At 72.3% G+C, this 16,585-nt stretch carries 11 protein-coding genes; 8 read left to right on the top strand and 3 right to left on the bottom strand.

The window, feature by feature from the left end; all coding sequences use genetic code 11:
- Positions 1-14: 14 nt before the first annotated feature.
- The 3 genes from ENE75_RS17700 to ENE75_RS17690 are packed head-to-tail and all read right to left on the bottom strand — an operon-like array spanning position 15 to position 2,544.
- Positions 15-611, bottom strand: coding sequence for a hypothetical protein (locus ENE75_RS17700; protein WP_128199651.1), 597 nt, complete (start codon positions 609-611; stop codon positions 15-17).
- Positions 608-1,816: a M48 family metallopeptidase gene (locus ENE75_RS17695; protein WP_128199650.1), complete on the bottom strand. Its 1,209-nt coding sequence runs from the start codon at positions 1,814-1,816 to the stop codon at positions 608-610. The genes ENE75_RS17700 and ENE75_RS17695 overlap by 4 nt, the downstream gene beginning before the upstream one ends.
- Entirely contained in the window at positions 1,813-2,544 is a 732-nt protein-coding gene (locus ENE75_RS17690) for a hypothetical protein (protein ID WP_128199649.1), read from the bottom strand. Before ENE75_RS17690 ends, ENE75_RS17695 begins: the two co-directional genes overlap by 4 nt.
- A gap of 100 nt (positions 2,545-2,644) precedes the next feature.
- Here ENE75_RS17690 and ENE75_RS17685 point away from each other — a divergent pair, with 100 nt between their 5' ends.
- The 8 genes from ENE75_RS17685 to ENE75_RS17650 are packed head-to-tail and all read left to right on the top strand — an operon-like array spanning position 2,645 to position 16,583.
- Entirely contained in the window at positions 2,645-5,020 is a 2,376-nt protein-coding gene (locus tag ENE75_RS17685) for a DNA internalization-related competence protein ComEC/Rec2 (protein WP_128199648.1), read from the top strand.
- A 60-nt stretch (positions 5,021-5,080) separates the two neighbouring features.
- Complete coding sequence (locus ENE75_RS17680) at positions 5,081-8,623, top strand: transglutaminase family protein (protein ID WP_128199647.1); 3,543 nt, start codon at positions 5,081-5,083, stop codon at positions 8,621-8,623.
- A 27-nt stretch (positions 8,624-8,650) separates the two neighbouring features.
- Positions 8,651-11,203: a circularly permuted type 2 ATP-grasp protein gene (locus ENE75_RS17675; RefSeq protein WP_128199646.1), complete on the top strand. Its 2,553-nt coding sequence runs from the start codon at positions 8,651-8,653 to the stop codon at positions 11,201-11,203.
- A gap of 2 nt (positions 11,204-11,205) precedes the next feature.
- Entirely contained in the window at positions 11,206-12,201 is a 996-nt protein-coding gene (locus ENE75_RS17670) for a transglutaminase family protein (protein ID WP_128199645.1), read from the top strand.
- Positions 12,198-13,631 (top strand): circularly permuted type 2 ATP-grasp protein, encoded by a 1,434-nt coding sequence (locus ENE75_RS17665; RefSeq protein ID WP_128199644.1) that lies wholly within the window; start codon positions 12,198-12,200, stop codon positions 13,629-13,631. The genes ENE75_RS17670 and ENE75_RS17665 overlap by 4 nt, the downstream gene beginning before the upstream one ends.
- 15 nt (positions 13,632-13,646) lie before the next feature.
- Positions 13,647-13,802 carry an alpha-E domain-containing protein gene (locus tag ENE75_RS17660; RefSeq protein WP_128199643.1) on the top strand — a complete coding sequence of 52 codons (156 nt, stop codon included), beginning with the start codon at positions 13,647-13,649 and terminating at the stop codon, positions 13,800-13,802.
- Positions 13,792-14,784 carry an alpha-E domain-containing protein gene (locus ENE75_RS17655; RefSeq protein WP_128199642.1) on the top strand — a complete coding sequence of 331 codons (993 nt, stop codon included), beginning with the start codon at positions 13,792-13,794 and terminating at the stop codon, positions 14,782-14,784. The genes ENE75_RS17660 and ENE75_RS17655 overlap by 11 nt, the downstream gene beginning before the upstream one ends.
- On the top strand, positions 14,781-16,583 hold the full coding sequence (locus tag ENE75_RS17650; RefSeq protein ID WP_128199641.1) for an NAD(P)H-dependent oxidoreductase subunit E: 1,803 nt from the start codon (positions 14,781-14,783) through the stop codon (positions 16,581-16,583). The genes ENE75_RS17655 and ENE75_RS17650 overlap by 4 nt, the downstream gene beginning before the upstream one ends.
- The last annotated feature ends 2 nt before the right edge of the window (positions 16,584-16,585 follow it).

Raw genomic sequence — 16,585 nt, 5'->3', positions numbered from 1 at the left:
CAACGAGCCGGGCGTCAGCCCTTGCCCGTGATGCGCGCCGACCGGGCGATGGCCTCGGCGCTGCCCCGATGGCGGTCGAAGAACGAGAGCCTCGGCGCGGCGTAGGTGATGACGTAGAGCCGACCATCGCGCACGGCGCCCCAGCCGATGCCGCGCAGCGTCACCTCGTCGTGCTTGCGGATGCTGCTGAATTCGAACCGGAAGCCGTCGCCGCCGGCGAAGGGCGCCGGGCTCAGGTTGTCCAGCGTGAAGGTGGAGCCGCCACGCGAATAGTAGGTCTCGAACAGGGCCACGATCTGCGCCGGCCGCATGCCGGCCTTGAAGGCCAGCGGCTGCTGCCCCTTGGGCTCCGACGGCGTCGGCGCGATCAGCTCGCCGTCTGCCAGGCCGACGTAGAAGCGCAGCGCGTCGACCGTGAAGCCGTCCTGGGTCCAGGTGGGGACGTTGTCGCCCAGCGCACTCTCGAACTGGTTCCAGGCCTTGTCGACCGTGACCGTGAGGCGGTCGCGCAGCACCACGTCGCCGGTCTGCACATGGCTCACCTGGGCGCAGCCGGCGGCGAGCAGGACGACGAAGGCGGCGGCCAGGCGCCGGATGGAGCGGGGGGTCATCGGAGTTCCTCCAGGTTCTGACGGATCATGGCGGCGTCCGGCGCGTCGGGCGCGGCCGCCAGGTAGCGTTCGAAGGCGGTGCGCGCAGCGGCCTTGTCGCCGGCATCGCGGTGCAGGGTGGCCAGCGCACGGTGGGCCATCGGCGGGGCCTGCGGGCTGGCCGAGGCCGCCTGCAGGTCGGCCAGGGCCAGGGCAGCGTCGCCGTCCACGCCACGGCGGCGGTAGGCTTCGCCGCGACAGTACAGCAGTTCGGCGTCGCCGGGCTCGCGGCTCAGCAGCCGGGTGGTCAGCGCCACCGTCTCATAGGGGCGGCCACGCTTGATCTCGTCGGCCAGCAGCTCGCGGCGCAGCGGCGCGATGCGGGTGCGCCAGGCGGCCTCGCCCTTTTCGCCGCTGGCCCCGATGGACAGGGCATCGAGCGTGTCGCGCCGCTCGGCCGACGGCGGGTGGGTGGCGAACAGGATGCTCTCCTGTGTGGGGTCGGCCCCGGGCGTGGCCTGCAGTTCGGCCAGCAGGTTGCCCCAGACGGTGGCCGCCTCGCGCGGGTCGTGCCCGGTGCGCCGCATCAGGTCCACCCCGATGCGGTCGGCCTCGCGCTCGTGGTCGCGGGAGAAGGCCAGCGCGCCGGCCATGTTGGCGATCGAGCCGATCAGTCCGACGACGCCGAACAGGCCCAGGAACTGGCCGAAGGCACTGCGCGCGCGGATGTCGCGCAGGCGCTCCAGCGTGTGGCGCTGCAGGTAGTGGCCGATCTCGTGGCCGATCACGGCCGCCAGCTGCGCCTCGTTGTCCACGCGCAGCATCAGCCCGGACCAGACCTGCATCATGCCGTTGGGCGCCATGCTGGCGTTGAAGAAGGGCGCGCGCACGGCGTAGACGCGGATGTCCGGGCAATGGTTGCCGCCCAGGCGGCAGGCCAGGTCGGTCAGGTAGTCCTCGAGGCCAGGTTCCCGCATGCGGAACGGGCTGCGCCGCAGGCGGCGTTCCTCGCGGTCCATCATGGCCCACAGGCCGCCTTCGTCGCTGGCCAGGTCGGGGCGGTCGAAGCGGGGCGGCAGGGCGTAGCCGTCGGCCACTGGCGGTGCCGAAGCCGGCGCAGACGCAGCGCTGCCGCCCGCCTGGGCCCAGGCGGGCCGAAGCTGTGTGAGGCCGGCCAGGGCCAGGCAGTGCGCGCAGCCCTGGTGCAGCCAGGTGCGGCGCTTCATCGGACCGGCGGCAGCCCGGTCAGCAGGCTATCGATGGTCTCGCGGGCGGGTTCGTCCTCGCGCAGGTCGCCAGTGCCGCGGGCGAGGCGGTTGAACCAGACGACCTGGCCGGTCTGCAGGTCCACCAGCGAGGCATAGCCGACCTGCGCGCCCCCGGTCAGGCCGATGCCGGCGAAGGCCAGCAGCACCATGGCCGCCTTGCGTTCGGCGCTGGCGTAGCTGTCGCGCACCCAGACGAACAGACCATAGCGCGCGCCGGATTGGCTGCCCAGGCCCTGCATCGCGTCGCCGAACGTCCAGTTCAGGCCCTCGGCCTTGGTCGGCAGGGCCCAGACGCCGCCGACCGAATGGTGCAGCGAGATCGATGCGGCCACGGCCGCATGCAGGCCGACCTGCTCGGCGAACTCGTCGGCCAGGTCGACGCTGCCCTGCTTGACCGGCAGACCCAGGGCCTTGACCCGGTCGCCGAGGGCGGCGGTCATGTGGCTGCGGGCCGATTCGGTCCAGTCGGCGCGGGGTTCCAGCACCCCGCCAGCGCTCATGGAGAACAGTTCCACGTCCACCGGCATCACGACCACCGTGTCGGCCTTCGCCAGCCCGGCGAAACCCGGCGCGATGAGTTTCGAGGCGGCCTGCGCCAGCACCGCCGGCGCTGCTGCCATCGCCGCGGCGAACACCGCCACGCACACCCCCACGCGCCAGCCGCGGCGCGACATCGAACTGCCCATCTCTTCCAACCTCCCTGGTCTGGTGGCGGCGGATTATGGGGTGGCGTCGGCCCCCTGGATTGCGGGCTTGCCCGCATCGTCCGCCGCCTACACTGCACCGATGCACGGTCGGGGAGGGCTGGACATCGGCTGGCGCCTGGCGGCCCTGGGCGGGGCGGTGCTGGCCGGCACGGGCGTGCAGCTGCAGCAGGCGGCGACCTGGTCCGGCGTCGCCATGGTGCTGGCCCTGGCCGCCGCGCTGCCGATGGCCTGGTGCTGCCGGCACCGCTGGCCGCTGATGGCCCTGGCTGTGGCCGTGATCGCCTTCGCCGCCACCGACCTGCGGGCCACGGCGCGCTTGTCGCACACGCTGCCGCCGGCGCTGGAAGGGCAGGACCTGGCCGTCACCGGCCGCATCGTCGGCCTGCCGCAGGAGACGCTGACCGCCACCCGCTTCGTCTTCGTCGTGGAGCAGGCGCCGCCGGGCGTGCCGCCGAGGCTGTCGCTGAGCTGGTTCCGCGGCCCCGACGGCGACGCGCTGCTGCGCGGCCCGCCGCGGACGCTGCAGCCGGGCCAGCGCTGGACCTTCACCGTGCGCCTGAAGCGTCCGCACGGCGCGATGAACCCGCACGGCTTCGACGTCGAGCTGTGGCTGTTCGAGCGCGGCCTGGGGGCCAGTGGCTACGTGCGGGCTTCACCCGCTGCGGTGCCGCAGCTGTTGGCCGAAGGGCAGGGCGCCTGGGTGGACCGTGCGCGGTTCGCGCTGCGCGAGGCCATCCAGGCGCGCGTGGCCGATCCACGCGCCGCCGGGGTGCTGGCGGCGCTGGTGGTGGGCGACCAGGGGGCCATCGACCGCGACGATTGGGCGCTGTTCCGTGACACCGGGGTGGCCCACCTGATGGCCATCAGCGGCCTGCACGTCACAATGTTCGCTTGGCTGGCCGCGGCACTGGTGGGCCGTGCGTGGCGCTGGTCGCCACGCGCGATGCTGGCGGTGCCGGCGCCGGTGGCCGCGCGCTGGGGCGGGCTGGCCCTGGCCTCGGCCTATGCGCTGCTGGCCGGTTGGGGCGTGCCGGCGCAGCGCACGCTGTGCATGCTGGCGGTGGTGGCCACGGTGCAGCAGATCGGGCTGCGCTGGCCGGGGCCCTTCGTGCTGCTGGCCGCCGCCGTGGCCGTGGCGCTGATGGACCCGTGGGCGCTGCTGCAGCCCGGGTTCTGGCTGTCCTTCGGCGCCGTCGGGCTGCTGATGCTGGGGGGTGGCGACGCACCGCGCCCTGGCCCGGCGTGGCCGCGGCTGCGCCAGGCGCTGGTGTCGGGCCTGCGCACGCAGGCGGTGGCCACCGTGGGCCTGGCGCCGCTGACGCTGCTGTTCTTCCAGCAGGTGTCCCTGGTCGGCTTCGTGGCCAACCTGGTGGCCATCCCCGCGGTCACGCTGCTGATCACGCCGCTGGCCATGCTCGGTGCGCTGTGGGCGCCGTTGTGGTCGGCCGCCGCCGCGGTGCTGCAGGCCCTGGTGGCGGTTCTCCAGCCCTTGGGCGCGCTGCCCGTCTGGCAGGCCGCTGCCGCGCCAGCCTGGGCGGCAGTCGCCGGGCTGCTGGGCGGCGCCTTGCTGGTGCTGCCGCTGCCCTGGCGCGTGCGCTGGCTCGGCGTGCCCCTGCTGTTGCCGTTGCTGCTGCCGCTGCCTGAGCGGCCCGATCCGGGACGATTCGAGCTGGTGGCGGTGGATGTCGGGCAGGGCACGGCCGTGCTGCTGCGCACGCAGGGCCACCTGCTGGTCTACGACACGGGCCCGCGCTGGTCGCCGGAGTCCGATGCCGGCGACCGAATCCTGCGCCCGCTGCTGCGCGCCCGCGGCGAGACGCGGCTGGACGCGCTGGTGCTCAGCCATCGCGACACCGACCACACCGGCGGTGCGGCCAGCCTGCTGGGGCTGCCGGTGGCGCAGGTCTGGAGCTCGCTGGAGCCGGGTCACGGGCTGCTGGCCGACATGGCGGCCCGAAGTGTCCCGCACGCGCCCTGCCGCGCCGGGCAGACGTGGTCCTGGGACGGCGTCAAGTTCACCTGGCTGCACCCGGTCGAGCCGGACCCGGCGGCGCGGCCGAACACGCAGTCCTGCGTGCTGCGCATCGACGATGCCGCCGGCCGCCGCGTGCTGCTCACCGGTGACCTCGAATCCGGCCAGGAGGGTGCCTTGTCGATCGCCGACACCACCGGCATCCTGCGCGCCGACGTGCTGATGGTGCCGCACCACGGCAGCCGTACGTCGTCGAGCGCCGTCTTTCTGGACCGCGTGGCCCCCCGCATCGCCTTCGTGCAGGCGGCCTACCGCAGCCGCTTCGGCCACCCGGCGCCGGACGTGCTGGCGCGTTACGCCGAGCGAGGCATCCCCGTCGTGCGCAGCGACACCTGCGGCGCCTGGATCTGGACCGGTGACGGCCCGGGGGTCTGCACGCGTCAGGCGCGCCGGCGTTACTGGCATCATCGGACGACGGACTGACCGGCGCGTGGCGCGCTCCTTGCAAGCCACGGCCGGCCAAGTCGCCCCGGGAGCCCTGCCTTGTCCATCCATGTCGCGCTGAACCACGTCACCCATTACCGCTACGACCGCCCGGTGACGCTGTCGCCCCAGATCGTGCGGCTGCGGCCGGCGCCGCACTGCCGCACGCGCATCCTCAGCTACTCGATGCGGGTGGAACCGGCGCTGCACTTCATCAACTGGCAGCAGGATCCGTTCGCCAACCATCTGGCGCGGCTGGTGTTTCCCGAGCGCACCACCGAGTTCAAGGTCACGGTCGACGTCGTGGCCGAGATGGCGGTCTACAACCCGTTCGACTTCTTCCTCGAGCCGGCCGCCGAGACCTTTCCGTTCGACTACGAGGCCGGCGTCAAGCACGACCTGGCGCCCTACCTGGCCAAGGGCGAGCTCACCCCGCGCTTCCAGGCCCTGCTGGACAGCGTGCCGCGCACGAAGGTGCGCACCATCGACTTCCTGGTCCAGCTCAACCAGCGGCTGCAGCGCGACATCGCCTACCTGATCCGCATGGAGCCCGGTGTGCAGACGCCGGAGGAAACGCTGGAAAAGGCCTGCGGCTCCTGCCGTGACACCGGCTGGCTGCTGGTGCAACTGCTGCGCCACCTGGGGCTGGCGGCGCGCTTCGTCTCCGGCTACCTGATCCAGCTGAAGCCGGACGTCAAGGCCATCGACGGCCCCAGCGGCACCGAGGTCGACTTCACCGACCTGCACGCCTGGTGCGAGGTCTACCTGCCCGGCGCCGGCTGGATCGGGCTGGACCCGACGTCCGGCCTGCTCGCGGGCGAGGGGCACATCCCGGTGGCCTGCACGCCGGAACCCTCCAGTGCCGCCCCGATCACCGGCGCGGTGGACAAGAGCGAGGTGACGTTCTCGCACCACATGGCCGTCACCCGCATCCACGAGTCGCCGCGCGTGACCTTTCCCTACACCGACGACCAGTGGGCCGGCGTGGTGGCCCTGGGCGCGCAGGTGGACGCCGACCTGCAGGCGCAGGACGTGCGCCTGACCATGGGCGGCGAGCCCACCTTCGTCTCCGCGGTGGACCGCGACGGCGCCGAGTGGAACACCGACGCCCTAGGCCCCACCAAGCGCGGCTACGCCACCGAACTGACGCACCGCCTGCTGCAGAAATATGGCCAGGGCGGCTTCCTGCACTTCGGCCAGGGCAAGTGGTACCCGGGCGAGCAGCTGCCGCGCTGGGCGCTGACGATCTGCTGGCGCGCCGACGGCCAGCCCTGCTGGCACGACCCGAGCCTGTTCGCCGACGAGCGCCAGCCGCACCACTACACCGAGGCCGACGCCGAGGCCTTCATCGTCCGGCTTACCGAGAAGCTCGGCCTGCCCACGCAGTACATCCAGCCCGGCTACGAGGACACCTGGTACTACCTGTGGCGCGAACGCCGGCTGCCGGTGAACGTGGACCCGTTCGACGCCAAGCTCGACGACGAGCTCGAGCGGGCCCGCCTGCGCCGCGTCTTCATGCAGGGCCTGGACAAGACCGTGGGCTACCTGCTGCCGCTGCGGCGCGAATGGCTGACCGGCATGACCGGACCGCAGTGGATCACCGGCCCCTGGTTCGTGCGCGACGAGCGCCTGTATCTGATCCCCGGAGATTCGCCGATGGGCTACCGGCTGCCGCTGGACTCGCTGCCCTGGGCCAAGTCGGCCGACCGCCAGGCCCTGTTCGAGGCCGACCCCTTCGCCGAGCGCGGCCCGTTGCCGGCCACCGTTCGGCCGCAGATCGGCGGCCCCGGCTACGACGCGCATGCCGTCGGCCTGGGCTTCGCCGAGGGCGGCCGGGTGGCCGTGCAGGGCCAGCCGGGTGAGGTGGCGGGCGCAGGCACTGTCGGTCCGCTGCCGGGCGACGTCCCGACGAGCTGGACCGGCCCGCATGCGCCGCGCCACGCGGCGGCCGAGGCGCCGGACGCCTACCCGGCGCGCGGCCAGTCCGCGGGTTGGCTCACGCGCACCGCGCTGTGCGTGGAGGTTCGCGACCCGCAGCGCGCCAACGGTCCCAAGGCCGAAGCGCAGCAGGGCGGCAAGAGCGGCGTGCTCTACATCTTCATGCCGCCGCTGGAACACCTGGAGGACTACCTGGAACTGGTGGCCGCCATCGAGGCCACGGCGGCCGAGTTGGGCGTGAAGATCGTGATGGAGGGCTACCCGCCACCGCGCGATCCCCGGCTGAAGACCCTGGCCGTCACGCCCGACCCCGGCGTGGTGGAGGTCAACATCCACCCGGCCTCGAACTGGGATCAACTCGTCGACCACACCGAGTTCCTGTACGAGGCGGCACACCAGTCGCGCATGTCCACCGAGAAGTTCATGCTCGATGGCCGCCACACCGGCACCGGGGGCGGCAACCACTTCGTGCTGGGTGGCGCCACCCCGTCGGACAGCCCCTTCCTGCGCCGGCCCGACCTGCTGTCCAGCCTGCTGACCTGGTGGCACAACCACCCGAGCCTGAGCTACCTGTTCAGCGGCCTGTTCATCGGCCCCACCAGCCAGGCCCCGCGCATCGACGAGGCGCGCGACGACCAGCCCTACGAGGTGGAGATCGCGCTGCGCGAGATCGAGCGGCAGCTCGCCCAGCATGGTCACGGCGGGGAAGGGCCCCCGCCGGAGGGTGCTGTCCCGCCGTGGCTCGTGGACCGCGCGCTGCGCAACCTGCTGATCGACGTCACCGGCAACACCCACCGCAGCGAGTTCTGCATCGACAAGCTGTACTCGCCCGACGGGCCCACCGGCCGCCTGGGCCTGCTGGAGCTGCGTGCCTTCGAGATGCCGCCGCATGCGCGCATGAGCCTGGCGCAGCAGCTGCTGCTGCGCGCCCTCGTGGCCTGGTTCTGGCGCGAGCCCTACGCCGGCCGTGGCACCACGCGGCTCACGCGCTGGGGCACCGGCCTGCATGACCGATTCCTGCTGCCCACCTTCGTGCAGCAGGACTTCGACGACGTGCTGGCCGAGCTGCGCGAGGCCGGCTACGCCTTCGACCCGGCGTGGTTCGCACCGCACTTCGAATTCCGCTTCCCGCTCATCGGCGAGGTGGCCGCGGCCGGCATCGACCTGACGCTGCGCAGTGCGCTCGAGCCCTGGCACGTGATGGGCGAGGAGGGTGCACCCGGCGGCACCGTGCGCTATGTCGACTCGTCGCTGGAGCGGCTGGAGGTCAAGGTCACGGGTCTCAACGGCAACCGCCACGTCGTCAGCGTCAACGGCCAGGCACTGCCGCTGCAGCCCACCGGGCGCGTGGGCGAGTTCGTCTGCGGCCTGCGCTACCGCGCCTGGCAGCCGCCGTCGGCGCTGCACCCCACCATCGCCAGCCATGCGCCGCTGACCTTCGACATCGTCGACACCTGGATGCAGCGCAGCCTGGGCGGCTGCCGCTACCACGTGGCGCACCCGGGCGGTCGCAACTACGACACCTTCCCGGTCAACGCCTACGAAGCCGAGAGCCGGCGCCTGGCGCGCTTCTTCCGGATGGGCCACACACCGGGGCAACTGCAGGTGACGCCAGCGCAGGCCAGCCTGGAGTTCCCGTTCACGCTGGACCTGCGCCGCCGCTGATCCGGCCACCGACCGAACACACGCACCTTGAGCCAGCAGACCTCGCTCCCGTTCGACCCTGCCGGCGAAGGCAGCGCGGCGCTGGACGCGCTGCTGCGCCACGCGCCGCCGGTGGAAGCCGGGGTCTGGGATGAACTGCGCGGCGCCGACGGCCGGTCGCGACCCGCCTGGGAACGCTTCGCCCGCTGCGTGCCCGACGACGCCGAGGCGCTGGACCGGCGCGTCATGCAGGTGGCGCGCCAGCTGCGACAGGACGGGGTCACGCACAACGTGTTCTCCGACGCCGGCGCCGCGGTGCGGCCCTGGAGCCTGGAGCTGCTGCCGCTGCTGATCGACCCGGTGGACTGGGCCACCATCGAGGCCGGCGTGCTGCAGCGTGCCGCGCTGCTGGAAGCCGTGCTGGCCGACTGCTACGGCCCGCGCCGGCTGCTGCACGACGGCCTGCTGCCGCCGTCGCTGCTGCTGCGCCACCCGGGCTACCTGCGGCCGCTGCACGGCGTGGTGCCGGCCGGCGGCCAGCGGCTGCACATCGTGGCCTTCGACATCGCGCGCGGGGCCGACGGCCAGTGGTGGCTGGTGGCGCAGCGCACGCAGGGCCCGTCGGGCCTGGGTTACGTGATGCACAACCGGCTCACGATCTCGCGCCAGTTCCCCGACGCCTTCCGCGAACTGCGCGTGCAGCACATCGCGTCGAGCTACCGGCGCCTGATCGACGCGCTGGACCAGCGGGCGCAGGACGTGGCTGGCGGGCACGCGCCGCGCATCGTGCTGCTGACCCCCGGGCCGTACAGCGAGACCTGGTTCGAGCAGGCCTACCTGGCGCGCTACCTCGGCCTGCCGCTGGTGGAGGGCAGCGACCTGACGGTGCGCGCCGAGCGCCTGTTCCTGAAGACCGTGGATGGCCTGGAGCCGGTGCACGGTGTGCTGCGCCGCGTGGACGACGCCTGGTGCGACCCGCTGGAGCTGCGCCCCGAATCCGCGCTGGGCGTGCCCGGCCTGCTGCAGGCGGCGCGTGCGGGCAACGTCGTGATGGCCAACGCGCTGGGCAGCGGCTTCCTGGAGACGCCGGCGCTGCAGGGTTTCCTGCCCGGGATCGCGCAGCGCCTGCTCGGCCAGAACCTGCTGATGCCGGCGCTGCCCACCTGGTGGTGCGGCGAAGCCGCCGCCTGGGCCGGCGTGCGCCCCGACGTGGTGGCCCGCACGCCCGACAAGCTGGTGCGCAGCACCTTTCCGCGCAGCGGGCGCACCTCGCAGGTGCACGATGCACCACCGGAGATCATCGACGCCGACCCGGACGCCTGGACGGTGCAGGGCCGGCTGCCGTTCTCGCGCACGCCGATCTGGGCGGCAGGCCGGGCCCTGCCGCGACCGGCGCTGCTGCGCGTCTACGCCATCGCCGACGCCCTGGGCCGCTGGCACGTGCTGCCCGGTGGCATGACGCGTGTGGCACAGCGGGCCGACGGCAGCGTGTCGATGCAGCGCGGCGGCTCGAGCCTGGACACCTGGGTCATGACCAGCGGCCGCGTCGACGAGTTCTCGATGCTGCCCAGCCGCCTGCAGGTGGAGGACATCCTCGGCCGCCGCCGGCCCGTCACCAGCCGCACCGCCGAGAACCTGTTCTGGCTGGGCCGCTACACCGAGCGCACCGAGCAGCTGGTGCGCCTGGCGCGTGTGGTGCTGGACCTGATCGACGCCGACAGCGACGCCGGCGAGCCGGTGCTGGCCACGCTGACCGCGCTGGCGGTGCGCAAGGGCCTGGTGCCGGAGGGCGTGCCGTCGCTGCTGCAGTCGCCGGCGGTGTTCGAGCGCGCACTGCTGTCGGCCATCGGCCAGCCGCAGGGGGGCGGTGCCTGGAGCGTGGCCTTCAACCTGCAGGCGCTGGCACAGGCCTCGCAGGCGCTGCGCGAACGGTTGTCGGCCGAGCAGTGGTCGCTGATCCGGCGCATGGGCGAGGACTTCGCCGCGGCCCTGGAGTTGCCTGGCAGCACCGTGCCTGACCGCACGCAGGCCGGCGAGGCCCTGGAGCGGCTGGCGCTGCAGCTCGGCGCCGTCACCGGCGCGCAGACCGACCGCATGACGCGCGACCACGGCTGGCGCTTTCTGACCATCGGCCGCCTGCTCGACCGCCTGATCGGCGTGGCGGTGCGCTTCGAGGCCTTCCTGGCCGGCGGCGCGCTGGCCAGCGTGGCCGGCATCGACCTGCTGCTGGAGCTCTTCGACAGCGCCATCACCTTTCGCGCCCGCTATCAGCGCCACGAGGACCTGCTGGCCGTGGCCGACCTGCTGGTCATGGACGACACCAACCCGCGCGCCTATGCCGGCGTGCTGCGCCGCCTGCGCACCGAGCTGCGCAAGCTGCCGGGCGGGGAGGCGGGGGCCGAGCCGCTGCTGGCCCTGCTGCCGACAGCCGGTGCAGGGCTGACGCCGGACGAGCTGCGTGGCCTGGACGATGCCGCCATCGCCGCACGGCTGCTGACCCTGTCGCGCGACCTGGCGCGTGCCGGCGAACGGCTGGCCGACGCCATCGGCGAACGCTACTTCGCGCTGGCCACCGAGGACCAGCGCATGCAGGCGGTGTGACGATGACGTGGTCCTGGCTGGAGGTCACCCACGAGACCCGGTACGACTACGCCGCGCTGGTCTCGCCGGCGCTTCACCTGGCGCACCTGATGCCGCTGGCCGATGCGGCGCAGCAGGTGGTCTCTAGCGTGCTGACGGTCGACCCCGCGCCCGACGAGCGCCACGACGAGACCGATGTCTTCGGCAACCGGCGCAGCAGCTTCGCCGTCATCGTGCCGCACCGACGGCTCACGGTGCGGGCCACCAGCGTGGTCGGTGTGGCGCCGCGTTTCGCGCGCCTGCAGGCCGACGCCGGCCCGGCGTGGGACTCGGTGGTGCCTCGCCTGCGCTACGTGGCGCGGGCGCCGTTCGAGCCGGCGGTGGAGTTCACGCTGCCGTCGCCGCGGGTGCCGCGGTTGGAGGTGCTGCGAGCCTGGGCCCAGCCTAGCTTCCCGCCTGGCCGCCCCGTGGCCGCCGGCGCGTTGGACCTCATGCACCGCCTGCACGCCGAGTTCCGCTACGACGGCAACGCCACGCTGGTGGACACGCCGCTGGCCGAGTCCTTCGCCCGGCGACGCGGCGTGTGCCAGGATTTCGCCCACCTGCTGGCCGGCGCGCTGCGCATGCTCGGGCTGCCGGCACGCTACGTCAGCGGCTACCTGCTCACCACGCCGGCCGCCGGCCAGCCCGCGCTGGTGGGCGCCGACGCGTCGCACGCCTGGGTGCAGGTGTGGGCGCCGGACACCGCCGGCGTGCCGGCCGACGGCTGGCTCGACCTGGACCCCACCAACGACCTGGTGCCGGCCACCGACCACGTGCGCCTGGCCGTGGGCCGCGACTACGCCGACGTGGCGCCGCTGCGTGGCGTGATCCGCGGCGGCGGCGCGCACGCGCTGGCCGTGGGCGTGCACACGCGCCGCATCGCTGATCCGGCCGCGCCCGCGCTCGTCACGCAGAATGACCCGACCGACGGCACGGGAGTTGCTGTCGCCCTGGCAGGGCAGGAGCCAAGCAGATGAAACCTTTCGACGAGATGCACACGGCCGACGGCCAGGTGCGAGAACACTACGAAACCTACGCCCGCTGGCTGGCCCAGCAGCCGCCCGAGGTGATGCAGGCGCAACGGGCCGAGGCGGAACTGATCTTCCGCCGCGTGGGCATCACCTTCGCCGTCTACGGCGCCAAGGACGAGGACGGCTCGGGTACGGAACGCCTGATCCCGTTCGACCTGATCCCGCGCGTGATCCCTCGACACGAGTGGAACGAGATGCAGGCCGGCCTGCGCCAGCGCGTGACGGCGCTCAACCGCTTCCTGCACGACATCTACCACGACCAGGAGATCCTGAAGGCCGGCATCGTGCCCGCCGAGCAGGTGCTGGGCAACAGCCAGTACCGGCGCGAGATGGCCGGCGTGGACGTGCCGGGTGGCGTGTATTCGCACATCGCCGGCATCGACATCGTGCGCGCCGCCGACGACAGCGGCAAGGGCCTGTACTACGTGCTGGAAGACAACCTGCGCGTGCCCAGCGGCGTGAGCTACATGCTCGAGAACCGCAAGATGACGATGCGGCTGTTCCCCGAGCTGTTCAGCCTGCACCGAATCGCGCCGGTGGCGCGCTACCCCGACCTGCTGCTGGACACGCTGCGCAGCGTGGCGCCGCCCGGCGTGGCCGAGCCCAACGTGGTGGTGCTCACGCCCGGCATGTACAACAGCGCCTACTTCGAGCACGCCTTCCTGGCCCAGCAGATGGGCGTGGAACTGGTCGAGGGGCAGGACCTGTTCGTGCGCGACGGCTTCGTCTACATGCGCACCACCCAGGGCCCGCGCCGCGTGGACGTGATCTACCGGCGGGTCGACGACGACTTCCTCGACCCGATGGCCTTCCGCCCCGACAGCACGCTCGGCTGCGCCGGTCTGCTGGACGTCTACCGCCGCGGCAACATCACGCTGAGCAACGCCATCGGCACCGGCATCGCCGACGACAAGAGCATCTATCCGTACGTGCCGGCGATGATCGAGTTCTACCTCGGCGAGAAGCCCATCCTCAACAACGTGCCCACCTGGATGTGCCGCAAGACCGAGGACCTGGCCTACGTGCTGGCCCACATGTCGGAGCTCGTCATCAAGGAGGTGCATGGCGCCGGTGGCTACGGCATGCTGGTGGGCCCGGCGGCCACCAAGGCCGAGATCGCCGAGTTCCGCGCCGTGCTGGAGGCCAACCCGGCGAACTACATCGCCCAGCCCACGCTGTCGCTGTCCACCTGCCCCACCTACGTGGAGGCGGGCATCGCGCCGCGCCACATCGATCTGCGGCCCTTCGTGCTGTCGGGCACCAGTGTGCGCATGGTGCCGGGCGGGCTCACGCGGGTGGCGCTGAAGGAAGGCTCGTTGGTCGTCAACTCGTCGCAGGGCGGGGGGACCAAGGACACCTGGGTCCTGGAAGCGTGAAGGAGGACTGAACCCATGCTGTCACGCACTGCCGACCATCTCTTCTGGATGGCGCGCTACATGAAGCGGGCCGGTCTGGCGCGCAGCGCCAGAGGCGAAGTCACAACACCGGCGCGCGCGCCAGCGCGCAGCGGTGTTTTCGGCCTGATGGAGGACCGCCATGCTGTCTAGGACCGCAGACCATCTCTTCTGGATGGCGCGCTACATGGAGCGGGCCGAAAACACCGCCCGCATGCTCAACGTCAGTTACGAGACCTCGCTGCTGCCGCAATCGGCCGACATGGCCGAGTCCGGCTGGCGCGGCCTGCTGTCGATCAGCGAGCTCACACCGTACTTCCACGAGAAGCACGACGAGGTCAATGCGCGCAACGTCATGGACTTCATGGTCCGCGACGAGGCCAACCTCAGCAGCATCTGGAACTGCCTGCGCGCGGCGCGCGAGAACGCGCGTGCCGTGCGCGGCGCGCTGACCACCGAGGTCTGGGAAACGCAGAACCAGACCTGGCTGGAGTTCAACCGCCTGCTCAAGAGCGGTGACTTCGAGCGCGATCCGGCCGAACTGTTCGAGTGGGTCAAGTTCCGTTCCCACCTCAGCCGCGGTGTCACCGTGGGCACGATGCTGATGGACGAGTCGCTGCACTTCCTGCGCATCGGCACCTTCCTGGAACGCGCCGACAACACCGCACGGCTGCTGGACGTGAAGTTCCATGCGCTGACGGCGCAGGCGGACTTCTTCGGGCCGGAATCCACCGGCCAGCAGCCGCTGCACGGCCCGGCCACGCCGCTGGAGCTGGACTTCTACCACTGGGCGGCGGTGCTGCGCTCGGTCTCCGGCTTCGAGATCTACCGCAAGGTCTACCGCAACGTGATCCGGCCCGAGCGCGTGGCGGAACTGCTGATCCTGCGCCCGGACATGCCGCGCTCGCTGGCGGCCTGCATCAACGAGGTGCAGGCCAACCTGCGCCAGGTGGCCAACGACCAGAGCGGCGAAACGCTGCGCAAGGCCGGCCGGCTGAGCGCGGACCTGCAGTTCGGCCGCATCGACGAGATCCTGGCCACCGGCCTGCACGCCTACCTGACGCAGTTCCTCGACCGCGTCAACGACCTGGGTGCCGGCATCGGGCGCGACTTCCTGGTGCCCGTGGCCGCGTGAACACCGCCACCGCCGCTGCCATCGACGCCGTGCTGCGGCGGCATGGCGGGCAGCGCGCGGCGCTGGTGCAGATCCTGCGCGAGGTGCAGGCGCTCACGCACTGGCTGCCGCGCGAGGTGCTGGCCGCCGTGGCCGATGGCGTGGGTCTGACGCCGGCCATCGTCGAGGGCGTGGCCGGCTTCTACCGCTTCTTCCACCTGCAGCCGGTGGGCCGCGTGCACCTGCTCTTCAGCGACAACGTCACCGACCGCCACGCTGGCAGCCGGCACTTGGTGGCGCGGCTGTGCGAAAGGCTGGGTGTGGTGCCCGACCAGGTGTCGGCCGATGGCGCGGTGTCGGTCGGGTTAACCTCCTGCACCGGCCTGGGCGACCAGGGGCCGGCGGCGCTGGTGAACCAGCACCAGGTGCTGACGCGGCTGGACGATGCCCGCATCGACGACCTGGCGATGCGCCTGCTCGCGGGAGAGTTGCCCACGGCCTGGCCCTCGGCGTGGCATCAGGTGATGCCTCAGATCCGGCAGGCCGGGCCGCTGCTCGCCGCGCCGCCGTTGCTCGGTGAATCGCTGCACGCCTTGCTGGCGCGCGGCGCGGACGCCACGCTGGCCGAACTGGCCACCTCCGGCCTGCGCGGCCGCGGTGGGGCCGGCTTCGACACCGCGCGCAAGTGGGCCCTGTGCCGTGCAGCGCCGGTGCCCGAGGGCGGCACGCGCGTGGTGGTGTGCAACGCCGACGAAGGTGAACCCGGCACCTTCAAGGACCGTGTACTGCTCAGCGAACAGGCCGACGCCGTGGTCGAGGGCATGACCGTGGCGGCGCACGTGCTGGGCGCCCGCCATGGCTTCGTCTACCTCCGGGGGGAGTACCGCTTCCTGCTGGAGCACCTGGAATCGGTGCTGGCGCGGCGCCGGGCCGCCGGGCTGCTGGGGCCGGGCATCCTCGGCGTGGAAGGCTTCGACTTCGACATCGCCATCCACCTCGGTGCCGGTGCCTACGTGTGTGGCGAGGAAAGTGCGCTGATCGAGTCGCTGGAAGGCAAGCGCGGCGTGCCGCGCATCCGCCCGCCGTTCCCGGTGGAGCAGGGCTACCAGGGGCAGCCCACGGTGGTCAACAACGTGGAGACCTTTGCCGCGGCAGCGCACATCGCGCGCCAGGGCGGGGTCTGGTGGGCCGGCCTGGGCGTGCCGGGCAGCGCGGGCACCAAGATCCATTCGGTCAGCGGCGACTGTGCCCGACCCGGCGTCTACGAATTCCCGTTCGGCGTCACGGTGGCAGAGATCCTGGCCGCCGCGGGCGCGCGCGACACGCAGATGGTGCAGGTGGGCGGCCCGTCCGGTCTGGCCCTGGGCGTGGGCGAGTTCGACCGCCGCATCGCCTTCGACGACGTGCCCAGCGCCGGCGCTTTCATGGTCTTCGACGCCACCCGCGACCCGTTCGAGGTCGCACACGGTTTTGCCGAGTTCTTCGCCCACGAGAGTTGCGGCTTCTGCACGCCGTGCCGCGTGGGCACCGAACTCGTGAAGCGCCGCTTCGACAAGCTGGCCCGCGGCCATGGCTCGGTTTTCGACGAGCGTGAACTGCGTGCGCTGGAATCGCTGCTGCACGGCACCACGCACTGCGGCCTGGGCGCCACCGCCACCAACCCGCTGCGCGACACGCTGCAGCGCTTTCCGACGGCGTATGCGCGCAGGCTGCAGGGCCCGCGCTTCGTGCCGGGTTTCGACCTCGACGCCGAACTCGCACCTGCCCGCCGCGTGACCGGGCGCGACGACGCCGGCGCGCACCTGCCGCAGGAGGGCTGAGC

Origin of the sequence: Rubrivivax albus (assembly GCF_004016515.1) — a bacterium.
GTDB classification, from domain to species: domain Bacteria; phylum Pseudomonadota; class Gammaproteobacteria; order Burkholderiales; family Burkholderiaceae_C; genus Rubrivivax; species Rubrivivax albus.
Note: the sequence above shows the minus strand (reverse complement) of the source record. Positions and strands in the feature narration are given on the sequence as shown.

What these genes read in the sequence shown, in the direction of transcription:
- ENE75_RS17665 (WP_128199644.1), top strand. Translation starts at nt 12,198, where the DNA reads ATGAAACCTTTCGACGAGATGCACACGGCCGACGGCCAGGTGCGAGAA.
- ENE75_RS17690 (WP_128199649.1), bottom strand. Translation starts at nt 2,544, where the DNA reads ATGGGCAGTTCGATGTCGCGCCGCGGCTGGCGCGTGGGGGTGTGCGTG.
- ENE75_RS17670 (WP_128199645.1), top strand. Translation starts at nt 11,206, where the DNA reads ATGACGTGGTCCTGGCTGGAGGTCACCCACGAGACCCGGTACGACTAC.
- ENE75_RS17685 (WP_128199648.1), top strand. Translation starts at nt 2,645, where the DNA reads ATGCACGGTCGGGGAGGGCTGGACATCGGCTGGCGCCTGGCGGCCCTG.
- ENE75_RS17695 (WP_128199650.1), bottom strand. Translation starts at nt 1,816, where the DNA reads ATGAAGCGCCGCACCTGGCTGCACCAGGGCTGCGCGCACTGCCTGGCC.
- ENE75_RS17655 (WP_128199642.1), top strand. Translation starts at nt 13,792, where the DNA reads ATGCTGTCTAGGACCGCAGACCATCTCTTCTGGATGGCGCGCTACATG.
- ENE75_RS17660 (WP_128199643.1), top strand. Translation starts at nt 13,647, where the DNA reads ATGCTGTCACGCACTGCCGACCATCTCTTCTGGATGGCGCGCTACATG.
- ENE75_RS17700 (WP_128199651.1), bottom strand. Translation starts at nt 611, where the DNA reads ATGACCCCCCGCTCCATCCGGCGCCTGGCCGCCGCCTTCGTCGTCCTG.